Genomic DNA, 21,628 nt, shown 5'->3' on the forward strand with positions numbered 1-21,628 from the left:
CCGGTTCCGACGGGCTCGACCCTTCGTCGTCAGTCGCCGAGGATGCCGAGCGGGTCGCCGGCGTCGTCCGTCTCCCCGTCGGTGGGCTCCCCGGTCGGTTCGTCGGTGGGCGTCTCGCCGGGCTCCGGGCCGCTGGACACGACGACGGTGACGTTCGAGCCGACCTCGACCTCGCCGCCCTCCGGGTCCTGGGAGATCACGAAGCCGTTGGGCACGTCGTCCGAGGGCTCGAAGGTGATCTGCGGGCTGAGGTTCGCGCCGTTGATGGCGGCCTGGGCCTCGGCGGCGGAGCTTCCCACGACGTTGGGCACCGTCGTCATCTCCGGGGCCTTCTCCTTGGCGATGACGAGCTCCACCGAGCTGCCCTGACGGACGTTGCCCGCCTCGGGGCTCTGCCGGATGACGGTGCCGGCCTTCTCGTCGCTCTCCTCGGTGCTGGTGGAGCTGCTCAGGCCGAGGTCGGTCAGGGTGTCCTTCGCCTGCTGCTCCGACCTGCCCTTGAGGTTCGGCAGCTCGACCCGGCCGTTGGACAGCACGAGGTCGACGGACGACCCCTCGCTGACCGCCTGGCCCTCGGCGGGCTTCGACTCGATGACCTGCCCCTCGTCGACGTCCTTGCTGTTCGCGTCGGACACGTCCCCGAGCGTGAGCTGGGCCTCCTCGAGCGTGGCCTTCGCCTCGTCCTCGGTCATGCCCGCGAGCTGGGGCACGGCGATGGTGTCCGGGCCGGCGGAGAACGTCACCGTCACGACCGTCCCGCGGTCCACCTCGGTGCCGCCGGCCGGGTCCTGCCCGAGGAAGGTGTTCTCCGGCTCCGTGGACTCGGTGTCGACCGACTGCTCGTACTCGAGGCCGGCGGCGGTGATCGCGCGCTCCGCCTCGGCGGGGGTGACGTTGGACTTGAGCTCCGGGACGGTCGTCTTCGCCTCGGCCCCGTTCATGATGAGGAACGTGATGATCGCGGCCAGCGCGACGGCACCGATGGCGATGAGCGCCCACATGAGCCCCTTGCGGCTCTTCTTCTCCTCCTCCGGCTCGCCGCCGTTCGCGCCCTGGACCCCGGTGGTGCCCCACTGCGACGTGGTCGCGGGGTCCATCACCTGCGTGCCCGCGGGCTGGCCCATGACCTGCGTCGCGGCGGCGCCGGCGGCGGCCGCACCGAGCAGCGGCGCGGTGACGTCGCCCCCGCGCAGCGCGGTCTCCAGGTCGGCGCGGAACTCCGCGGCGGTCGAGTAGCGGGCGTCGCGGTCCTTGGTGAGGGCCTTGAGGACGATGCGGTCGAGCACCTCGGGCACGTCGGAGGCGAGCTCGCTGGGCCGCTGCGGCGCCTGCCCGACGTGCTGGTACGCCACCGCGACCGGGGAGTCGCCGATGAACGGCGGACGCCCGGTGAGCAGCTCGAACAGGAGGCAGCCGGTGGAGTACAGGTCGGAGCGGGCGTCCACGGTCTCACCGCGGGCCTGCTCGGGCGACAGGTACTGGGCCGTGCCGATGACGGCGTGCGTCTGCGTCATCGTCGCGGCGGAGTCCGCCACGGCGCGCGCGATGCCGAAGTCCATCACCTTGACCGCGCCGGTGGGCGTGATCATGACGTTGGCCGGCTTGATGTCGCGGTGCACGATGCCGGCCTGGTGCGAGTACTCGAGGGCGCTGAGGATGCCCGCCGTGATCTCGATGGCCTCCTCGATCGGCACCGCCGCGCCGTCCTGCAGGATGTCGCGGACCGTGTGGCCCTCGACGTACTCCATGACGATGAACGGCACGTGCACGGAGGCGCCCTGCGTGTCCGTGTGCGTGTCCTCGCCCGTGTCGTAGACGGCGACGATCGCGGGGTGGTTCAGGGCGGCGGCCGACTGGGCCTCCCGGCGGAACCGCGCCAGGAAGGACGGGTCGCGTGCGAGGTCGGACCGCAGCACCTTGATCGCGACCGTGCGACCCAGGCGCGTGTCGTGCCCGATGTGCACCTCGGCCATGCCGCCGCGGCCGATGAGCTCACCGACCTCGTAGCGGCCGGCGAGTACCCGGGGCGTGTTGTCCACCACTCAGATGTCCTTCTCGGTCATGGCCGCGCGCGGGGCGTGCGGCGTGTCTCGGAGCATCATCCCAGAGGAGGGAGACGCATCCGTGCGGGAGGGGCGGGAGAGCGCGAGGGCCGGGCCCGCCAGGAGCGCCGCGGCCTGACCGGCGTCGGCCGCCATGGCCTGCACGAGGGTGGCCAGCAGCAGGACGACGAGGAGGCCGAGCAGCGCGAGCAACGGCCAGGAGAGGCGCCCGAGCGGGCCGAAGCGCTGGCCGGTCGACGTCGAGGTGCGTCGCGCGGGCTTCGCGTCGGGGGTGGCGCGGGAGGCCGCGCGGCTGCGGGTGCCGGCCGGCTGGGGCTTGCGGACCGGGGGACGTCGGGCGTCGTGGGCGCCGGCGCGCACGTCGCGGCGCAGCGGGTAGGCGCGACCGGCGGCGACGCCCTCGACCGGCGTCCGGGGGGCGGGCTCGTCGCCCTGGGCCGCGGGCGCCGGCTCGCCGGAGGGCGCGCGCTCGTCGTCGGACGGGGTCACGGACGCCCACGCGACCGGCATCGCGGCCGACGGCGGCGAGGCGGGGGCGGCGGGAGCAGGTCGCGGCGGCGTGGGTGCGGCGTGGGCCGGTGCGGCGTGCGCGGGCCGGGTGCCCTGGCGGGCCGCCGCGGCGCGCCGCGCGGACCGGGACCGGGCACCGAGCGGGTCCTCGGCGATCTCGCGCGCGAGCGTCTCGAGCTCCCCCGCGAGGGAGGCGGCCGACTCGGGGCGCCGCGACGGGTCCTTCTCGAGCATGCGGCCGATGACGTCCGCGAGGCCGGGGTGCACGTGCGTGGGCAGCGGCGGGACGGGCGCGTTGACGTGCGCGACGGCGATGTCCACCGGCGTCGACCCCGTGAAGGGGCGCTTGCCCGCGGTTGCCTCGTACGCGACGACACCGAGCGCGTAGACGTCGGACGCCGCCGTCGCGGGCTGGCCGACGGCCTGCTCGGGCGACAGGTACTGCGCCGTGCCCATGACCATGCCGGTGGCGGTCATCGGGGCCTGGTTGGCGGCGAGGGAGACGCCGAAGTCGGTGATCTTCACGCTGCCGCCGTGCTCCAGCAGGATGTTGCCGGGCTTGACGTCGCGGTGCACCACCTTGGCCAGGTGCGCGTGGTGCAGGCCGCGGGCCGTGGCGGCGAGGATCGGCAGCAGCTTGCGGGGCGCGACGACGGGCTCGCGCTCCAGGAGGTCGGCCAGCGGCTCGCCCAGCACCAGCTCCATGACGAGGAAGCCGGCGCCGTCCTGCTCGCCGTAGTCGTACATCTGGGCGATGTTCGGGTGCGACAGGGCGGCGCTGTTGCGCGCCTCGGTGCGCAGGCGGCGCAGGAAGTCCTCGTTGCCGGTGTACTCCTCGCGGAGCACCTTCACGGCGACCTCGCGGCCCAGGTAGCCGTCGTCGGCCACCCAGACCTCGCCCATGCCGCCGATCGCGATGCGGCGCGTGAGACGGTACCGCTCGCCGAGCGCGAGCCCCGTGGCCGGCCTCATCCGTTCAGCACCGCTTCCATGACGGCCTTGGCGATCGGCGCGGAGACCGAGCCGCCGGTGGCCTGCCCGCCGAGGTCGCCGCCGCTCTCCACCACGACGGCCACCGCGACCTGCGGGTCGTCCGCCGGCGCGAAGCCGGTGAACCAGACGTGCGGGTTCGTCTTCGACGTGTCGCCCCACTGGGCGGTGCCCGTCTTGCCGGCCACCTGCACGCCCGAGATCTGGGCGCTGGTGCCCGACCCCGACTCGACGACGCTCTTCATCATGTCGGTGAGCTGGCCCGCCGTCTTCTCCGAGACGGCGCGGCCCAGGCTGGTCGGCGACGTCTGGCGGACCACCTCGAGCTGCGGGTCGCGGACCGTGTCCACCGAGTAGGGCTGCATGACCTCGCCGCCGTTCGCGATGGCCGCGGAGACCATGGCGACCTGCAGCGGGGTGGCCGTCACGGAGCCCTGCCCGATACCGGACAGCTCCACCTGCGCGGTGTTCATCGCGTCCGGGTCCTGGTCGTACTGGCTGGCGTCGGCACGGAACGGGACGTCGACGGTCTTGCCGAACCCGAACTTCTCCGCCTGCTCGTCCATCGCGTCTGCGCCGAGCTCTCCGCCCAGCCCGAGGAACGCCGTGTTGCAGGAGATGCGCAGCGCGTCGGCCAGCGTCATCTGCCCCGACGAGGCGCACGAGGTGCCGGCGAAGTTGCCGACCTGCGTCTGCGTGCCGGTCAGCGTGTAGGTGGACGGCGCGTCGATGACCGTGTCGGGCTGGTAGTCGCCGCTCTCGAGGGCCGCGGCCGTGGTGACCAGCTTGAACGTCGAGCCCGGGGGGTAGCTCCAGTTCGTGGCGCGGCTGTTCAGGGGCTTGTTCTCGGTGTCGTTGAGCAGCTTCGTGTAGGCCTCCCCCGCCTCCCTGGTGGAGTGGGACGCCAGGTCGTTGGGGTCGAACGACGGCTTCGACACCAGCGCGAGGATCGCGCCCGTCTTCGGGTCGAGCGCCACGACGGCGCCGCGCTGGTCGCCCAGCGCGTCCCACGCCGCCTGCTGGGCCTTCGGGTCGATGGTGAGCTCGACCGAGGAGCCCTCCGGGTCGGCGCCGGTGAGGAGGTTCTGCAGGCGGTCCACCCACAGGGCGTCGGCCTGCCCGTTGAGGTAGTCGTTCTCCGTGTGCTCGATCTTCGTGGTGCCGTTGGCCAGCGAGAAGAACCCGGTCAGCGGCGCGTAGAGCTTGCCGTCCGTGTACTCGCGCTGGTAGCCGAACTCGTCGTCGACGGGCTTGGAGAGCGCGATCGCCTCGCCGCCGACGACGATCGGGCCGCGGGCGCGGCCGTACTCGGCGTAGATCGAGCGGATGTTGCGGGTGTCGCTGTTGAGCTCGTCGGCGTGGAAGAACTGGATCCACGTGGTCGACACCATGAGCGCCAGGAACATGACCATGACGACGCTCGCGAGCCGGCGCAGGGTCGTGTTCACAGGTGCTCACCTCCTGTCGTGCCTCGGGGATCGTCGCGGTGCGGCGTGATGGCCTCGGTGGGGTGCGACGGCGTCGACCCGCGCGAGGGCGCGTCCGCCGCGGCCCGCCGGACCGGGACGCCGGCGCCCGGCGTCGTGCCGTCGTGCGCGCCGACCACGATGGGGTCGTGCATCGCCCCGCCCTGGGCGATCGTGCCGCGCACGGGCAGCGACGACGGACGCCGGGCGTTGTCGGAGATGCGCAGCAGCAGCGCGATGACGATCCAGTTCGCCAGCAGCGACGACCCGCCCTGCGCCATGAACGGCAGCGTCAGGCCGGTGAGCGGGATGATGCGCGTGATGCCGCCGACGACGACGAAGAGCTGCAGCGCCATGACGAACGCGAGGCCGCCGGCCAGCAGCTTGCCGAAGCCGTCGCGCACCGCGATCGCGGTCCGCAGGCCGCGCTGCACGATGAGGAGGTACGTCAGCAGGACGGCGAGCAGGCCGGTCAGGCCCAGCTCCTCGCCCAGCGACGAGTAGATGAAGTCGGAGAACGCGTACGGCACGAGGTACGGGTAGCCCTCGCCCCAGCCCGTGCCGAAGAGCCCGCCCGCGGCCAGCGCGAACGTGCCCTGCACGATCTGGAAGGAGCCTCCGACCGCGTTGTACAGCTCGTTGTCGAACGGGTTCAGCCAGACGTCCATGCGCGCGCCGACGTGCGGGAACACGCTCGCCGCGACCAGGGCGCCGGCGGCGAACAGGACGAGGCCGATGAGCACCCAGCTGAACCGTTCGGTGGCGAGGTACAGCATTGCGACGAACAGCCCGAAGAACAGCAGCGAGGTGCCCAGGTCCCGCTCGAAGACGAGGACGGCCAGCGACGCCGCCCACACGATGATGATCGGCCCGAGGTCGCGGATGCGCGGCAGCTGCAGGCCCAGCACCTTCTTGCCCGCGAGGGCCAGGGTGTCCCGGTTGGTCACGAGGTAGCCCGCGAAGAAGATCGCGAACGCGATCTTGGCGAACTCGGCGGGCTGCAACGAGAAGCCGGCGATGTTCACCCAGATGCGGGCGCCGTTGATCTCGCGCCCGATGACGGGCAGCAGCGGCAGCACGACGAGCCCCAGGCCCACCAGCATCGCCGTGTAGGTGAGGCGCCGGATCCAGCGGTGGTCGCGCAGGAACCAGACGAGCAGGATCGCGATGACCGCGCCGAGCGCCGTGTACATCATCTGCGCCCACGCGTCGGCGCCCTTGGTGCCGGCGAGCTCCAGGCGCAGGATCATGGCCAGGCCCAGCCCGTTGAGCAGCACGACCGCGGGCAGGATCACCTGGTCGGCCCAGGGTGCGCGGAGGCGCAGCACGACGTGCGCGGCCACGGAGATCCCGGTGAGGAGGAGGCTGACCGCCCAGAAGTCGCCGGGCAGCTCGCCCGTGACGCTGCGGCCCACCATCGCGAACGCGCTGATGCCCGCGGCCAGCGCGAGGATCAGCAGGAACAGCTCGGCCAGCCGGGCAGGACGGCGTTCGGTGGGTTCCACCGTGCGCTCGGCGGGGGTCTCGACGGCGGCGCTCACTCCTTCGACCCCCCGTCGGCCTTACTGTCGGCCGGCTTGTCAGCCGTGGTGTCGGCGTCGGCCGGCTTCGCGGTCGACGTGCTCTTGGGTGTCGCGGACGGCGTGCTCGAGGGAGTCGGAGAGGGGGTGGGGGTGGGCGTCGGCTCGGGGGCGGCCTCGGCGATGAGCCGGTCCGCGCGCTCGCGAGCGTCGGCCTCGGACGACGCGCGGATGGAGCCGTCGAGGCGGTCCGCCCAGTAGCCCGGCAGGTCGGAGACCGGGGTGCCGGTGAGCTCCACCGGGGTGGAGAGGGTGAGGGGGCCGGCGCTGGCCGGGATGCCCTGGAACACGGCGACCTCGCCGTCGGCGACGCCGACGTAGTACTGCTCCTGCGTCCAGCCGTAGGCGCGCCACAGGCCGTACCCGACGCCGCCGAGCACCACCAGCACCACCAGCACGGTGATCCACGGGCGGCGCTTGCGCTCCGGGCGGGCGTCCGCGTCGTCGGCGTCGTCGTCCTCGGGGTCGTCGGCGGGGTCGGTGCCCTGGTCGGCGGGCGACGGGTCGTCCGCCGCGTCCTCCGCGGGGGTGGCGAGGACCGCGGGCAGCTCGCCGGTCGCGGCCGCGCCGACGACCTGCGGCAGCGTCGCTCCCTCGACCGGGGCCGACGCCGCGTCCTCGGCCGCGGGGGCGTCGTCGTCCTCCACGACGTCGGCGACGACCACGGTGATGTTGTCGGTGCTGCCCGCCGTCATGGACAGCGTGATCAGCAGGTCGGCGGCCTCGTCGGGAGAGGTGGTCTCGGTGAGGACCTCGGTGATCTGCTCCGGCGAGACGAACCCGGACAGGCCGTCGGAGCACAGCAGCCAGCGGTCGCCGGCGCGCGCCTCGCGCACGGACATGTCGGGCGTGAGGTCGACGTCGAAGTCGCCCAGAACCCGCATGACCACGTTGCGCTGCGGGTGGTGCTCCGCCTCCTCCGGGGAGATGCGGCCGGTGTCGACCAGGTGCTGCACGAACGTGTGGTCGACCGTGACCTGCGTGAGGCGCCCCTCGCGCAGCAGGTAGGCGCGCGAGTCGCCGAGGTGCGCCATGACGAGCGTGGTGCCGGTGTGCAGCAGGGCCGTGACGGTGGTGCCCATGCCGACCAACTCGGGGTCGGCGTCGCTGGCGCGCACCAGGTCCTGCCGGGCGCGCTCCACCGTGTGCTCCAGGTCGGTCAGCGCCTCCTCGGGGCCGTGCTCGGTGCGGTCGAGGGGGGCGAGGGCGGCGATCGCGAGGCGCGACGCGACGTCGCCGCCCGCGTGCCCGCCCATGCCGTCGGCGACGACCAGCAGGTGCGGCCCGGCGTACGCGGAGTCCTGGTTGTTGGACCGCACGAGGCCGACGTCGGACCGCGCGGCGTAGCGCAGGGTGAGGGTCACGGGGCGGTCACCCCTGGAGCTCGACGACGGACTGGCCGATCCGGACGCCGACACCCGGCGCCAGCGGCTGCGGTCCCGACACCTGGGAGTCCCCGATGAAGGTGCCGTTCGTCGACCCGAGGTCCTCGACGTACCACTGGTCGCCCTGCGGGAAGATGCGGGCGTGCCGCGACGACGAGTAGTCGTCGTCGAGCACGAGGGTGCAGCCCGGCGAGCGACCGATGAGGATCGACGCCGAGGAGAGCGGGAGGGTGGTGCCCGTGAGCGGGCCGGCCGTCACGACCAGGCGGGTGGGGCCGGACCGGCGGGCGGGCGTGGGCGCGGAGGGGACGCCGGCGGCTGCGGCGGGCGGCGCGGCCTCGGTGCGACGGCGCTCGGCGCGGGAGGCGCGCGGCGTACCGCGTGGCGCCAGGTCCCGGCGCAGCACAGCGATCGCGGAGAGCACGAACACCCAGAGCAGCACCAGGTAGCCCAGCCGCAGCAGGGTGATCGTCAGCTCACTCATCCTGGGGGGATCACCAGCCTTCGGTCTGCTGGCCCGAGGCGCTGCCGGTCCAGAACATGATGCGGGTACGGCCGATGGTCAGGGTGTTGCCGTCGAGCAGGGTCGCCGCGGGCACCTGGTGGCCCTCGACGAACAGGCCGTTCGTGGAGCCGAGGTCGGTGGCGACGACGCCCTCCGGGGTCACGCGGATCTCCAGGTGGCGGCGCGAGACGCCCGGGTCGTCCACGACGATGTCGGCCTCGGCGTCACGACCGATGACCGTGACGGGGCCGGTGAGCAGGTAGCGCTGACCGTCGATGTCGATGAGCGGGTGGCGTGTGGACGGTGCCGCCGACGTGGCCGGCGCGACGTTGCCGCGCACGGTCGCGGAGCGGAGCTGGAAGCGGCCGCCCGGCAGGTCCTCGTGCTCCTCGAACGACACGCTGACCGGGCCCACGAAGGCATAGTGCTGCGAGGCGGCGTACTCGGTGAGGTTCGTGGCCAGCTCGTCGGCCATCGTCTCCGCGCCCCAGGCGTCGATCTGCGAGAAGTCCGCGGACGACAGCTCGATCGTGAACTCGTTCGGCACGACCGTCCGGTCGCGCCCGACGACGGCGGCGCGGTCGTCGATCTCGCGTCGCAGGCGGCTCGCCAGCTCGACCGGCTTGATCTCGCTGTTGCGACCCACCTTCGCGAACGCGTTGTTCATCACGCGCTCCACGCTCTTCTCGAAGCGATCCAGGGCGCCCATGCCACCTCCTCCCATTGGCCCGACTCGTCCGCGGGCAGACTATCTAGATCGTAGGCAGCGCTGCAGCACCACTCCTCCGCGCGGTGTGGATTTCCTGCGAACGCTCGGGGCAGAAGCGGAACCGGCAGGTCACGGCCCGGTGACGCCCGTCACCGCCGTCACGGGCCCCGGGACCGGCCCGGATCCGGGCCCCGCGGGGCTCCCGACAGGCGATTGGGGAGCACCCCCCGCGCCGTGCTAATCTTCTGCGGCACGCGCGAGTGGCGGAATAGGCAGACGCGCACGGTTCAGGTCCGTGTGCCCGAAAGGGCGTGGGGGTTCAACTCCCCCCTCGCGCACGTGAGGGGGTTCCCGCTTAGTCGGGGGCCCAGATGACGGAAAGTCCCGGTCGAGTTCAACTCGGCCGGGACTTTCTCGTTCTCGGGATGGGGAGTCCGGCCCGGGCCGCTCGGTGTCGAGCGGCCGGGGCCGGACTGTCGGGTCCGGGCTGCTCGAGGAGGACGTCGCGCGGAGCGACCGCGTGGGTCGTACGTCGAGGGTTGCTCAAGCCGGGATGCGGGACACGTGGTAGTGGCTGATGCGCCAGTTTGGGCCGTCTTGTTCGGCGATCGCGCTGAGGTGGACAGCGATCGTCCGTCCGTCGACGAAGCCGAAGGTCAGGCGCGCGAAGGCGATGATGGCCCGGTCACTCAGGGTCCGGGCGTCGAGCACGTCGTAGGTGGCCGTCATGCCGTGCGGCTGGGCGTCGTAGTACGCCCGGACGCAGTCGCGTCCGATGGTGTGTGTGGGTCGCAGCCCTTGGAAGAGGGCGTCGTGGGTGAACACGGTGGCGACGGCGTCGGGGTCGTGGGCATCGACGTGGTGCTTCCACTCCGTCAGGACGGTGTCAACGACGTGTCGGGGTTCAACTGCTGCAGTGGTGGTGGTCATGGGGGTCTCCTGACTGGGGTGCTGGGCCGCCGCGGGTGATGGCGGCGGCCCAGCCGGGGTGTTAGCCGAGGTGGCGGGCGAGGAAGTCCTGCATGCGGGTGGTGATGGTGTCGAGCTCGCTCTCGAGCGCGAAGTGGCCGCTGGGGAGCAGGTGGATCTCGGCGTCGGGCAGGTCGTCGCGGAACGCGGTGGCTCCGTCCGGGCCGAAGATGCCGTCGCCTTCGCCCCACACGGCGAGCAGGGGCACCTGGCTGGTGCGGAAGTACTCGTGGACGGCGGGGTAGAGGTCGACGTTCGTCGGGTAGTTGCGGAAGAGGGCGAGCTGGACGAGGTCGTTGCCGGGGCGGTCCAGGAGCACCTGGTCGTGGGTCCAGGTGTCAGGGCTGACGCGGCTGGGGTCGGGGACACCGTTGAGGTACTGCCACTGGGTGGACTCCAGGGCCAGGGCGGCGCGGACGCCGGGTTCGGTGTCGGGGCCGGGGTTCTTGGCGTAGGCGAACAGTCCGTCCCAGAAGGCGCGGACGAAGCCGGCCTCGTAGGCGTTGCCGTTCTGGGTGACGATCGCGGTGACGGCGCCGGGGTGGCGCAGGGCGAGCCGCCAGCCGATCGGGGCCCCGTAGTCCTGGACGTACAGGGCGTAGTGCTCGACGTCGAGATGGGTCAGGAGGGCCTCGGTGACGTCGGTGAGGTGGTCGAACGTGTAGTCGAACTCGTCGACCGAGGGTGCATCGCTGAGGCCGAAACCGATGTGGTCGGGCGCGATCACGTGGTACTGACCGGCCAGCTGGGGGATGAGGTGGCGGAACATGAAGGAGCTGGTGGGGAAGCCGTGCAGCAGCACGATCGTGGGGCGGTCGGGGTCGCCGGCCTCGCGGTAGAAGACGGTGCGGCCAAGGACGGTCGTGGTGCGGTGGTGGACGGTGCTCATGGTGCTCTCCTTCGGGAGGTGGGAATGGTGGGGGTGCCAGCCGGTGGGCCGGGGATGTCTCCTGCCGGCCCACCGGGGCTTGGGGTGATGAGCAGGGTTCAGCGGGTGGCGCGGTCGGCCCGCAGGATGGTCGCGGTGACGACGTCGGGTCGGGCGACCATGGCCAGGTGCCCGGTCGACACGGTGGTCACGGTGGCGCCGGCGCGGTCGGCCATGAACTGCTGCAGAGCCGGCGGGACGATCTGGTCCTTGCTGCCCTTGACGTACCAGGACGGCAGGGTCTTCCAGGCGGGCTCACCCGACGGCTCGGCGAGGGCCTTGGCCGCCAGGGGGCGCTGGGAGGCCAGGAGCTGGGACTGGACCAGGCTCGGCAGGCCGTTGGCGAAGACGACGGGGAAGACCTCGTCCTTCAGGTACAGGTCCGCGTCGCCCTCGGGGGCGCCGGGGTAGCCGACGAAGTCGAACAGCTGGGTCGGGTCGACCGGGCCCTGGCGGGTGAGCAGGTCGGTCAGGCTCTCGCCCTGGTCGGGCACGAACGCGTCGATGTAGACGAGTGCCTTCACGTCCGGGTCGGCGGTGGCGGCGTTGGTGATCACGGCCCCGCCGTAGGAGTGCCCGACCAGGATGACCGGGCCCTCGGTGCGCTGCTGCAGGTAGGCGGCGAGGTAGGCCGAGTCGCTCTCGAGGGAGCGCAGGGGGTTGGCGAACTCCTGGACCTTGTAGCCGGCGAGGTCGAGGGACGTCTCGACGGCGGCGAACCCTCCGGCGTCCGCCCAGGCGCCGTGCACGAGCACGACGGTGGGCTTGGCGGAGGTGGTGCGACCTGCCGTGGTGTCGGCGGTGGCGATCGTGCCGCCGGAGACCAGAAGCAGCAGGGCGGTCAGCATCGCCAGCACGGAGAAGCGTCGCCGTGCTCGGCTGGGGTTGCGGTTCATGGGGTGCCTCCGAGATTCTCTGGGTTGTTGGCACCGGGCTGGTGCCGTTCCCCGAGATTGCGTCGGCAGGGGATCCCGCGGGATCGGCCAAATGACTGTCTCGACGGCTTAGCGCGGGAGGCACCGTGAGCGTGGTGGGTCCAGGACTGGTGGGTCGTGAGGTCGAGGTCGCGATGCTGGCCGATCTCGCCTCGGGGCGCTCCGATGGCGCGCTCGTGCTGCGGGGAGGCCCTGGGGTGGGCAAGTCCGCCCTGTGCGACGCGACAGTCACGCAGGCCGTGCAGGCGGGTCATACCGTCGTGCGCGCCACGGGGGTCGAGGCCGAGAGCGCGCTTCCGCTGTCGGGGTTGCACCAGCTGGTGCACGCCCTGCGTGCTCACCGCACCGGCGTGGACGATGCCGAGCAGCAGGTGCTCTCGGCGGTGCTGACCGGCGACGTTTCCGGAGCCCTGAGCCCGATGGCCTGCGGGACGGCCCTGCTCGCCCTTGCCGAGGCTGCCGGCGCGCACGGTCCGGTGCTGGTGGTGATCGACGACGTGCAGTGGTTCGACGACGTCAGTGCCCAGGCGGTCGCCTTCGTGGCCCGTCGGCTCAACGGCGGCGAGCCGGTCCGGATGCTCGTCGCGATGCGCGCGGGGGAGCAGGGCGGGTTCGACTCCTCTGGACTGCAGGAGGTGCCGGTTCGGGAGCTGACGCCCGACGAGGCGGAGTTCTTCCTCGATTCGCGCTACCCGCAGCTGACCGGACAGGCACGTCAGCGCGTGCTTGCCGCGGCGGCCGGCAACGTGCTCGCGCTGGAGGAGCTGGGCCGGTCTGGGTGGCCTGGGACGGACAGCGGCGACCTCGCCGCCCGGGGCGAGGTCCCGCTCACGCGTCGACTGGAGCGGGTGTTCGGCCGTCGTCTGGGCGAGCTGGACGCGGCAGCACGTCGGGAGCTGTTGCGTGGGGCGCTGGACGGCGCGGCTGCTGCGTCAGCGGGTCCGGCCGGGGCCGGGCGCTACCCGATGCGTGGCGTCGACGCGGCGATCGAGCTGGGCCTGCTGCGCCTGGACAACGCAGGAGAGCTGATGTTCCGTCATCCGCTCGTGCGTTCGGCGGTGGTGCAGAGCTCGACGGTGAACGAACGGCGCGATGCGCACACCGTCCTCGCCGGTCGCTACCCCCACGACCTGGTGCGCCGGGCGGGCCATCTCGCGGCGGCGACGATCGACCCGGACGAGGCGGTCGCCGCGGAGCTGGAGGCCGCGGCGCACCTGGCGATGCGTCGCGGCGGCGCGGTGTCGGCGATCGGACTCCTGCAGCGCTCGGCCGAGCTCAGCCCGCGCGGCGAGGCCCGCAGCCGCCGCCTGGCCGAGGCCGCCTACGTGGCCGGGCAGTCCGCGCAGCTCGGTACGGCGCGTGAGCTGATGGCAGGGGTCCAGGTGCACGACCCGCAGGAGGCCGCCGCCGGCGTCATGGCGCAGGCCTATGCGGCGCTGTACGAAGACGGGGACGTGGTCTCCACCCACCGCCGTCTGGTGAGCCTCCTGGACCGCTCGGACGGCCTCGACCCAGTCACGCGCGCGCGTCTGGTCAACCTGCTGCTCGCGGTCTCCCAGTACGCCGCCGACCCCGCCTTGTGGTCGGCGACCGATCGCACCATCGATGCTCTCGGCGAGCAGGCCGAGCCGCTGTCCCTGATCTACCGGGACGCGTGGGGCGACGTCGCCGGTCATGGCCCCGGCGTGCGCGACCGGGTCATCCAGGAGCTCGAGCGAATCCACGAGCACGACCCGTGGGACGTCATGCGCCTCGGCGTGGCGGCGTACTACACCGACGCCCTGGACGAGTACCGGTCGGTGCTGGCGGACGCCGTGCGCGCGGAGCGGCAGAGCGGCGCCGTGGCCAACGCGATGACGATGATGCACCTGCAGCTGTTGGACCAGATCGGTTCGGGGCAGTGGGGTGCCGCGGAACAGACTGGCCGCCAAGGGCTCGACCTGGCTCGCGAGCACGGGTACGTGCTCTTCGCCCACCAGTTCCTCATCTACCTCGGCGTCCTGGCCGCCAGTCGCGGGGGCGCGGGGCGGGCAGCGTCGCTGGCCGAGGAGGTGGAGGCGTGGGCACGTCCTCGACGCCTCGGCCTCCATCTGGGGTACGTCCAGCTGACCGCGGTGCTGCGCGCGCTCGGCGACGGCAAGTACGAGGACGCCTACGCCGCGGCGTGCGCGATCACCGGTCCTGGGCAGTTCTCGGCGTACTCCCACCAGGCGGTGCGCGGAGTCCTGGACTTCGTGGAGGCTGCCGTGCGGTCGGGCCACCTCGACGAGGCCCGCCGCCACGCACAGGCGGCGGTCGATCACGGCCTGAGCGAGCTCTCACCACGGTTCGGGCTCGTCGTCGCCGGCGCGAGGGCGATGACGGCCGACGACGAGGACGCCGGCCGCCTGTTCGAGGTTGCCGAGTCGCACCCTGGGACGGCGTCCTTCCCGTTCGAGCACGGCCGGATCGCCCTCGCGCACGGCGTCTGGCTGCGCCGCGTGCGGCAGTACGCACGGGCGCGGCAGGTGTTGGAGCGGGCCGTGCAGATCTTCACCGAGCTGGGCGCGGCCCCTTGGGTGGTCCGAGCCCAGGCAGAGCTTCGTGCAGCGGGCACCACCGTGCACCACGGTGCCTTCGCACCGGTCTCGTTGAGCTCCCAGGAGCTGCAGGTCGTCCGGCTCGCCGCCGAGGGTCTCAGCAACAAGCAGATCGGCGAGCGGATGTTCCTGTCCCCGCGCACGGTGGGTGCTCACCTGTACCGGGCGTTCCCCAAGCTCGGGGTCACCAACCGAGCGTCGCTGCGCGCCGCGCTGGAGCGGTCCGGCCTCGACGACCCCGCGCCGGCAACCGACTGACGGCATGACGTAGGTCGTCGGATTAGGTCGTCCTGCTCATCCCAGGCCCCCTGTGCCGGCACGAGTCTGAGGTCATCGCCCGGAGCTCCTCCGGGCCCAGACTCGAGGAGACACCGATGACCGCCATCCACACCCCCGTCGTCTTCATCCACGGACTGTGGCTGCATGCCACGTCCTGGGACCCGTGGGTTGAGCTGTTCCGCAACAAGGGCTACGAGCCGATCGCTCCCGGCTGGCCGAACGAGCCGCAGACCGTGAAGGCGGCCCGGGAGAACCTGGACGTTGTCGCGGGTCTCGGCGTCCAGGACGTCACCGACCACTACGCCCGCATCATCGCCGGGCTGGACCAGAAGCCCGTGATCATCGGGCACTCGTTCGGTGGCCTGATCGCCCAGAAGCTCGCCGCCGCGGGCCTGGCACGGGCGACCGTCGCGATCGACCCGACGCAGATCAAGGGCGTCAAGCCGCTGCCGTTCTCCCAGCTTCGCGCCGGCTTCCCGGCGCTGAGCAACCCCGCGAACAAGCACCGCTCGGTGTCCCTGACCCCGAACCAGTTCCGGTACGCGTTCGCGAACGCGGTCGACGAGGCCGAGTCTCGCCAGCTGTTCGAGGCGTACGCCATCCCCTCGCCCGGACGTCCGCTGTTCGAGGCGGCGTTCGCCAACTTCACGCCCCACTCGGCCGCGGCCGTGGACGTGCACGCGGCCGACCGTGGCCCCCTGCTGCTGATGTCCGGCCAGGAGGACCACACCGTGCCCGACGTCGTCACCCGGGCCACGTACAAGCTGTACGGCGACACTCCCTCGGTCGAGCTGCGCCAGTTCGCCGACAAGGGGCACTCCCTCGTCCTGGACCACGGCTGGCACGGGGTGGCCGACTACGCCCTGGGCTGGCTCGCCCGCCAGGACGTGCGGTCCGTCGTCGGCACCGTCGACGGCCAGTGACGAGGCCCCGGCCATGGCAACGCCAAGGATCGGGACCGTGCGGGGCACCGCGCTGTATGTCGCGGCGGTCGCCGGCCCCGGTCTGCTGACCCTCCCCGCGGTGGCCACCGCCACCGCGGGGCCGGCCGCCGTGGTGGCCGTGGCCGGCCTGCTCCTGCTCTCGGCCGGGGTCGCCGCCACGTTCGTGGCGCTCGAACGGCACACCGGCGTCCAGGGCGGCGGCGTGGTCCAGTACACGCGCCTCGCCTTCGGCACGACCGCCGCCACGGTGGTGCGGGCCTGGTTCGTGCTCGGAGTGCCGGTCGGTGTCCCCGCGCTCGGCATGATCGCCGGAGAGTACGTCGCAGCACTCACCGGTGGCGGACGGGTGACGGTGCTGGTGACCAGCATCGCCCTGTCCCTCGCCGCACTGGTCGCCTGTCTCGGGCCACGGGGCCCGGTCGACGTGCTGAACCTGCCCCTGACCATCCTGCTCGCCGCCGTCGTCCTGATGGCCGTCGTGCTGACCGCAGGCCGCTGGGACTCGTCCCACCTGCAGCCGGTCGCCCCCCACGGGTGGACCGCAGTTCTCCCCGCCGCGCTGGTCCTGGCGTGGATCCTCACCGGCTGGGAAGCCGCCGCCAACTTCGCCGGCTCTCTCGCCGACCGGGGGCGCACCCTGCGCCGTGTGACCACCGGTGCCGTTCTCATCGTCGGGCTGCTCTTCCTGACCCTCACGCTGGGCCAGATCCTCGCGCTCGGGCCGCAGCCCGGCCCGGCGCCCGTGGCCCAGCTGCTCGAGCTTGCGCTAGGGCCCGTCGGCGCCCTGGGCGCGGTGGTCCTCGCGCCCGTGGTGGCCCTCAACAACGCCGCCGCCTACACCTACAGCCTCACGCTCGTGGCCCAACCGGTCACCGGGTCACGCCACCGGTCCCTGGCCGTGGTCGGCACCGTCATCGCCGTCACGCTGAGCCTCGCTACCGTCACCACCACGCCGGTCGAAACGCTGGTCGTGGTGTGCGCAGCCAGCCAGCTGCCCGTCTACCTGACGGTGCTGCTCGCCGCCGTACGACTGCTCTCACGCCACAGCCCAGCGCGCTGGACCGCCATGGCCTGCGCCGCCGCCGTCGCCGGGCTCCTCCTCAGCGCGGGCACCGCGCTCATCGTCCCCGCCGTCATCGCGGTGGCCGCGATCGCGTACGCCCGGCACTCTCGACACCACCCAGCCCGTCCCGCAGCACACCCCGCACCCGCCACGCCACCACTCGGCGCTGATGACAACGCCCGAACCCCCCGCCCCTGATCACGCCGCCCAGACAGGAGACCGACCATGACCACCGAGGCACCCGAACCCCAGACCTTGCCCACCACGCTCGACGTCGACCTGGCCGTGATCGGCTTCGGCAAGGGCGGCAAGACCCTCGCCGCCGCCATGGCCAAGCGCGGCGCCCGCGTCGCGATGATCGAGCAGTCCGACCAGATGTACGGCGGCACCTGCATCAACATCGGCTGCGTCCCGACCAAGGCCCTCGTGTACGACGCCGAGAACACCGGCGGCGACCTTCCCGGACCCGACCGATACCGTCAGGCCACACGACGCACCGACGACCTCACCGCACTGCTGCGCGGGAAGAACTTCGCGATGCTCGACACCCTCGACACGGTCACCGTGATTACCGGCACCGCGGCATTCACTGACGCCCACACGCTCACCGTGCAGGCTGGCGACGACACCATGCAGGTCACCGCCCGCACCATCGTCATCAACACCGGAGCCGACCCCGACCTCCCACCTCTTCCCGGGCTGCGCGAGAGCGCCCACGTGGTCACCAGCACCCAGCTGCTCGCCCGCGACGAACGACCCGACCACCTCGTCGTGATCGGCGGTGGGTACGTGGCCGTCGAGTTCGCCTCCATGCACGCCGCCTTCGGCGCCCAGGTCACCGTGCTCGAACGTGGCGACCGCATCCTGCGCACCGAAGACGCCGACGTCGCCGCCGCGGCCGCCGACATCCTCACCTCCTCGGGTGTCACCATCCGCACTGGTGTCACGATCACCGGCATCAAGGACGACGACGACCGCGCTCACGTCACCTACACCGACGACAACGGCGTCGAGCAGACCGTCCCCGCCGACACCGTGCTCGCCGCGCTCGGCCGCCGGCCCCACACCGACGGCCTGAATCTCGTAGCGGCGGGCATCCGCACCGACCACCGCGGCGCCATCGTCGTCGACGAGCACCTGCGCACCTCCCAGCCGCACGTGTACGCGATCGGCGACGTCAACGGCGGACCGCAGTTCACCTACGTCTCCCTCGACGACTACCGCATCGTGCTCGACGACCTGGTCAGCACCGGCGCGCGCACCACCGCCGACCGTAAGGCGGTCGCCTCGGCGCTCTTCATGACCCCGCCCCTGGCACGCGTCGGGCTCACGGAGACCGAAGCTCGGGCTACCGGGCGGCCCCTGCTCCTCGCCGTACGGCAGGTCGCCGACATGGCGACCGTCCCTCGAGCGCGCATCGTGCACGACCCCCGCGGCCTCATGAAGGCCGTCGTCGACGCCGAGACCGACCAGATCCTCGGCGTCACGATGCTCAGCCACGACTCCCACGAAACGATCAACACCGTCGCTCTCGCCATGCGCCACGGCATCACCGCGACGCAGCTGCGCGACGAGATCTACACCCACCCCTCCATGACCGAAGCGTTCAACGACCTCTTCGCCAACCTCAAGCCTCTGCAGGAGCAGTCATGACCACCGACCCCGACATCCGCGCCACCATCAGCACCCTGATCTCCCGCGAGCACGACCTTCGCGCCCGCCGGGCAGCCGGTCTGCTCGACGCCACCGCCGAACACTCCGAGCTGACCCAGACGGAGATCCAGCTCGACCAGTGCTGGGACCTCTTGTGTCAGCGAGAAGCAGCACGGGAGTTCGGCCGCGATCCGAACCAGGTGAAGGTCCGTTCCTCCAGCGTCGTCGAGGGCTACCGGCAGTAGGAGGAGGACTCGCGTGGGCGCACGTCCGCTCGCGTCTGTTCATCGAGACCGAGATCAGGCGCGCAGAAGCTCGCGCCAGGGGCTCGCAGGTGTGCCTGACGGCTGGCTTGAGGTGTGCCTGGAGAGCCGGGGCCCTCCCCATCGGTGCTGGACAGAGCATTTCCGAAACCCCCACGTGAAGCGGGGGATTCCCGCTTTGTAGGGGGCCCAGATGACGGAAAGTCCCGGCCGAGCACACTCGGCCGGGACTTTCGTCGTTCCAGGCAGATTGGCCGGATACCTGGTCGGTGGCGCGCACGTCGCGCATGGCGGGGCAGGGGCCGGGAGACGGCAGCTCCGCCCGTCGGCGAGAGCTTCACGACGGCCCGCCGCAAGGGTCTCCCGGTGCCTGAGCGAGACCTCGAGGTCGCGCTCACGGTGCGGTTCGCTGTCAGTCGATGCTGTTCTTCAGTGGCCAGACGTCGACACTGCTGAATGTGGTCTCCCCTCCTGCGGAGTACAGCAGGATTCCCGTGCTCAGGGCGGCGTCTCCGTCCTTGCGGGTGGGGTAGATGCGGTTGGAGAACGCGGCGGCGTCGTTGATGAAGACGTCGATGACCGAGTGGTCGACGAAGATGTGGAACGTCGAGGGCTTGCCGAAGGCGGCCTCGTCGTAGGGGGCGCGTAGCAGCACGGCCTCTTCGTTGTCGAAGCCGGTGCTCGAGCTGGTCTTGTCGATGACCAGGTCGCCGTCGTCGTAGTAGATCCGGGTGATCTCCTGGTTGTCGGGCGACGCTCCGACGCTGATGCCGTAGGCCGTCCCGGTGCTGGTGGGGTCGACCTGGGCGAGGATCTCGACCTGGTTGCCTGTCGCGGCCAGCCGGTGGTCGCCGCTGACGATGATGTCGTTGTCGGTCGTGACGGTGCCGCGCAGCGTCTGCAGGCCCGGCAGGGCGCGTTGTCCGAGGGACCTGCCGTTGGCCAGCAGGCGCCATTCGCGCGGCAGGCTGTAGGTGTGCGCCCAGCCGAGGTCGAGCTGCATCTGCGAGCTGGACCGTTCGTCGACGATGCCGATCCCCACGAGGTTGCCGTCGGCGTCGCGTGCGACTGCGGGTGACAGGTGCCCATGGATCACGTCCAGCGGCTTGGGCTTGGCCTCGAACGGCGTGAACTGCATCCCGTCCCAGGTGCCGGTCCAGTAGACGCCCCGGGTGTACGGCTCGGTCAGCTTGGACACAGCGCCACCGATGGGGTTGGCCACGAGGATGTACACGTCGGTGCCGTCGTGCGTGCCGAGCTTCTCGAACACCGGCATCTCCCAGATGACCGAGCCGATGTCCATCGACCCGAACCCCACGGTGGAGAACGGCGTCTGCGACCTGGTCCACTGCCCGCCGACGCTCGATGCGGTGTAGTGCGCGAGGCCACCGCCGGTTTCCACGGCGGCGCCGACGATCATGTGCCAGGTGTCGCCGTCCTGGAACAGGTACGGGTCGCGCATGTCGTTGACGCCCGTCTTGTCGAACAGCCCGGCCGCGTCCTTCGTCCACGTGGCCAGGTCCGGGTCGTTGCTGGTGGCCCGGGTGACTCCCGGGTCGAACGGACCGCCGTAGTTCACCGTGGTGAAGAACGCGTAGGCGGTGCCCTCGACCGACACGACGTCACCCGACCAGATGCCCTTCGAGCCCTGCCCGGTGAGGCCCTCGCCGGCCACCGCTCCGAGCGTGGCCTCCCGGTCGTTGAGCTCCGGCAGGAGGGCGTCGTGCTGGTGCTTCCACGTCACCAGGTCGGCGCTCGACATGTGGCCCCAGTGCATCTGCGACTTGAACGGGCCGTTCGGGGTGCGCTGGTAGAACAGGTGGTACCTGCCGCCGTGCTCGACCAGGCCGTGCGGCTCGTTGGTCCAGTTCGCCGGCGGCATCCCGTGGAAACGGGGCCGTAGCACGTCGTCGGCGAACCGCAGCGCCGTGACCTGCAGGGCCTCGTCCGCGGTGCCGGCGCCCTCGATCCCCGCGGTGTACTCAGCGGCAATGGTGGCCTTGTCCCGGGCGACCGTGTAGATCTTCGTGTCGTCGTACGCCGCGTCCAGGGCGTTGACGAGGAAGATGTCCATCATCTCGTCCTCGGCGGCCTTCCCGATGACCAGCGGCGCACCGGTGGCCTGGTCGAAGGTCGAGGCCGTGGGGATCGCCACGCGGGCCTCCTGGGTCCCGGCGCTGCTGTCCATCTGGAGCCGCAGCTCGCCCGCGTCGCCGTCCACGACGGCGGCGACGTGTACCCACTCGTACAACGGGAACAGCCAAGGCGCCTTGAGCGTGCGCGCCTGCCCGTCGATCGTCGCGGTGAACCACCACTCGCCGTAGGTGTTGATGCCGATGTCGAAGCCGGCGCCGTCGGTCTTCTGGTGGATGATCGAAGAGGAGGACAGCTCCTCGTAGGGCTTCTCGGTGCCGGAGGGATAGCTCTCCAGGGCGATCCAGGTCTGCACCGTCATCTGCGAGGTGATCGGCGCGGTGAACTCACCCGTGGCCCACGTCGAGAACCCGTCGGTGCGGAAGGCGTTCCCCTGCACGCCCGGCACGCGCTCGGCCGGGTTCTTCGCCACGTGGGCGCTAAACGTCCGCTGGCCCGCAGTGTCCAGGAACTCGGTGGATCCGTTCGCCTCGTCGTAGGTCAGGTGCAGCACCGGTTCTGTGGCACCGGTCGCGCCGGCGGCGATCGGTCGTGGCACACCTACGGCCGCCGCCGCTGCCATCACCGTCGCGCCGCGCAGGAACGTCCTGCGCCCCAGCACGCGCCCGGTGCCCCGGTGTGTCCGTCGCTGTTCCGTCATCGCAACAAGCTCC

The 21,628-nt window shown here is 71.7% G+C and carries 16 protein-coding genes and 1 tRNA gene; 6 read left to right on the forward strand and 11 right to left on the reverse strand.

Annotated elements, in window-relative coordinates:
* Window positions 1-29 precede the first annotated feature (29 nt).
* The 7 genes from pknB to ACH436_RS14590 are packed head-to-tail and all read right to left on the reverse strand — an operon-like array spanning window position 30 to window position 9,208.
* Entirely contained in the window at window positions 30-2,042 is a 2,013-nt protein-coding gene (pknB, locus tag ACH436_RS14560) for a Stk1 family PASTA domain-containing Ser/Thr kinase (protein ID WP_430560902.1), read from the reverse strand.
* A complete protein-coding gene (locus ACH436_RS14565) occupies window positions 2,043-3,545 on the reverse strand; it encodes a serine/threonine-protein kinase (RefSeq protein WP_430560903.1) in 1,503 nt (500 codons plus the stop codon).
* Window positions 3,542-5,011 carry a peptidoglycan D,D-transpeptidase FtsI family protein gene (locus ACH436_RS14570; RefSeq protein WP_430560904.1) on the reverse strand — a complete coding sequence of 490 codons (1,470 nt, stop codon included), beginning with the start codon at window positions 5,009-5,011 and terminating at the stop codon, window positions 3,542-3,544. The genes ACH436_RS14565 and ACH436_RS14570 overlap by 4 nt, the downstream gene beginning before the upstream one ends.
* On the reverse strand, window positions 5,008-6,570 hold the full coding sequence (locus ACH436_RS14575) for an FtsW/RodA/SpoVE family cell cycle protein (RefSeq protein ID WP_430560905.1): 1,563 nt from the start codon (window positions 6,568-6,570) through the stop codon (window positions 5,008-5,010). Before ACH436_RS14575 ends, ACH436_RS14570 begins: the two co-directional genes overlap by 4 nt.
* A complete protein-coding gene (locus ACH436_RS14580; RefSeq protein WP_430560906.1) occupies window positions 6,567-7,973 on the reverse strand; it encodes a Stp1/IreP family PP2C-type Ser/Thr phosphatase in 1,407 nt (468 codons plus the stop codon). The genes ACH436_RS14575 and ACH436_RS14580 overlap by 4 nt, the downstream gene beginning before the upstream one ends.
* Window positions 7,974-7,980: 7 nt before the next feature.
* Window positions 7,981-8,478: an FHA domain-containing protein gene (locus ACH436_RS14585; protein ID WP_430560907.1), complete on the reverse strand. Its 498-nt coding sequence runs from the start codon at window positions 8,476-8,478 to the stop codon at window positions 7,981-7,983.
* A gap of 10 nt (window positions 8,479-8,488) precedes the next feature.
* A complete protein-coding gene (locus ACH436_RS14590) occupies window positions 8,489-9,208 on the reverse strand; it encodes an FhaA domain-containing protein (RefSeq protein ID WP_430560908.1) in 720 nt (239 codons plus the stop codon).
* A 254-nt stretch (window positions 9,209-9,462) separates the two neighbouring features.
* Here ACH436_RS14590 and ACH436_RS14595 point away from each other — a divergent pair.
* Window positions 9,463-9,546: transfer RNA gene (locus ACH436_RS14595), tRNA-Leu, on the forward strand.
* Window positions 9,547-9,751: 205 nt separating this feature from the next.
* Here ACH436_RS14595 and ACH436_RS14600 read toward each other — a convergent pair.
* The 3 genes from ACH436_RS14600 to ACH436_RS14610 form a co-directional block, all read right to left on the reverse strand.
* Window positions 9,752-10,138, reverse strand: a complete 387-nt coding sequence (locus ACH436_RS14600) for an SgcJ/EcaC family oxidoreductase (protein ID WP_430560909.1) — start codon at window positions 10,136-10,138, stop codon at window positions 9,752-9,754.
* A 61-nt stretch (window positions 10,139-10,199) separates the two neighbouring features.
* Window positions 10,200-11,066 carry an alpha/beta fold hydrolase gene (locus ACH436_RS14605; RefSeq protein ID WP_430560910.1) on the reverse strand — a complete coding sequence of 289 codons (867 nt, stop codon included), beginning with the start codon at window positions 11,064-11,066 and terminating at the stop codon, window positions 10,200-10,202.
* Window positions 11,067-11,164: 98 nt separating this feature from the next.
* Window positions 11,165-12,001, reverse strand: coding sequence for an alpha/beta fold hydrolase (locus ACH436_RS14610; RefSeq protein ID WP_430560911.1), 837 nt, complete (start codon window positions 11,999-12,001; stop codon window positions 11,165-11,167).
* Between the two features lie 125 nt (window positions 12,002-12,126).
* Between ACH436_RS14610 and ACH436_RS14615 the strand changes: the two genes are divergently transcribed.
* The 5 genes from ACH436_RS14615 (at window position 12,127) to ACH436_RS14635 (ending at window position 18,803) form a co-directional block, all read left to right on the forward strand.
* Entirely contained in the window at window positions 12,127-14,877 is a 2,751-nt protein-coding gene (locus ACH436_RS14615; RefSeq protein ID WP_430560912.1) for an AAA family ATPase, read from the forward strand.
* Between the two features lie 116 nt (window positions 14,878-14,993).
* Entirely contained in the window at window positions 14,994-15,821 is an 828-nt protein-coding gene (locus ACH436_RS14620) for an alpha/beta hydrolase (protein ID WP_430560913.1), read from the forward strand.
* A gap of 37 nt (window positions 15,822-15,858) precedes the next feature.
* Window positions 15,859-17,103: an amino acid permease gene (locus ACH436_RS14625; RefSeq protein ID WP_430560914.1), complete on the forward strand. Its 1,245-nt coding sequence runs from the start codon at window positions 15,859-15,861 to the stop codon at window positions 17,101-17,103.
* A 27-nt stretch (window positions 17,104-17,130) separates the two neighbouring features.
* On the forward strand, window positions 17,131-18,558 hold the full coding sequence (locus ACH436_RS14630; RefSeq protein ID WP_430560915.1) for an FAD-dependent oxidoreductase: 1,428 nt from the start codon (window positions 17,131-17,133) through the stop codon (window positions 18,556-18,558).
* Window positions 18,555-18,803, forward strand: a complete 249-nt coding sequence (locus ACH436_RS14635; protein WP_430560916.1) for a DUF2630 family protein — start codon at window positions 18,555-18,557, stop codon at window positions 18,801-18,803. The genes ACH436_RS14630 and ACH436_RS14635 overlap by 4 nt, the downstream gene beginning before the upstream one ends.
* Before the next feature lie 430 nt (window positions 18,804-19,233).
* Here ACH436_RS14635 and ACH436_RS14640 read toward each other — a convergent pair whose 3' ends face one another.
* Window positions 19,234-21,615, reverse strand: coding sequence for a GH32 C-terminal domain-containing protein (locus ACH436_RS14640; protein WP_430560917.1), 2,382 nt, complete (start codon window positions 21,613-21,615; stop codon window positions 19,234-19,236).
* Between the last annotated feature and the right edge of the window lie 13 nt (window positions 21,616-21,628).

Origin of the sequence: Isoptericola sp. NPDC019693 (genome assembly GCF_044389085.1) — a bacterium.
Lineage (GTDB): Bacteria > Actinomycetota > Actinomycetes > Actinomycetales > Cellulomonadaceae > Isoptericola.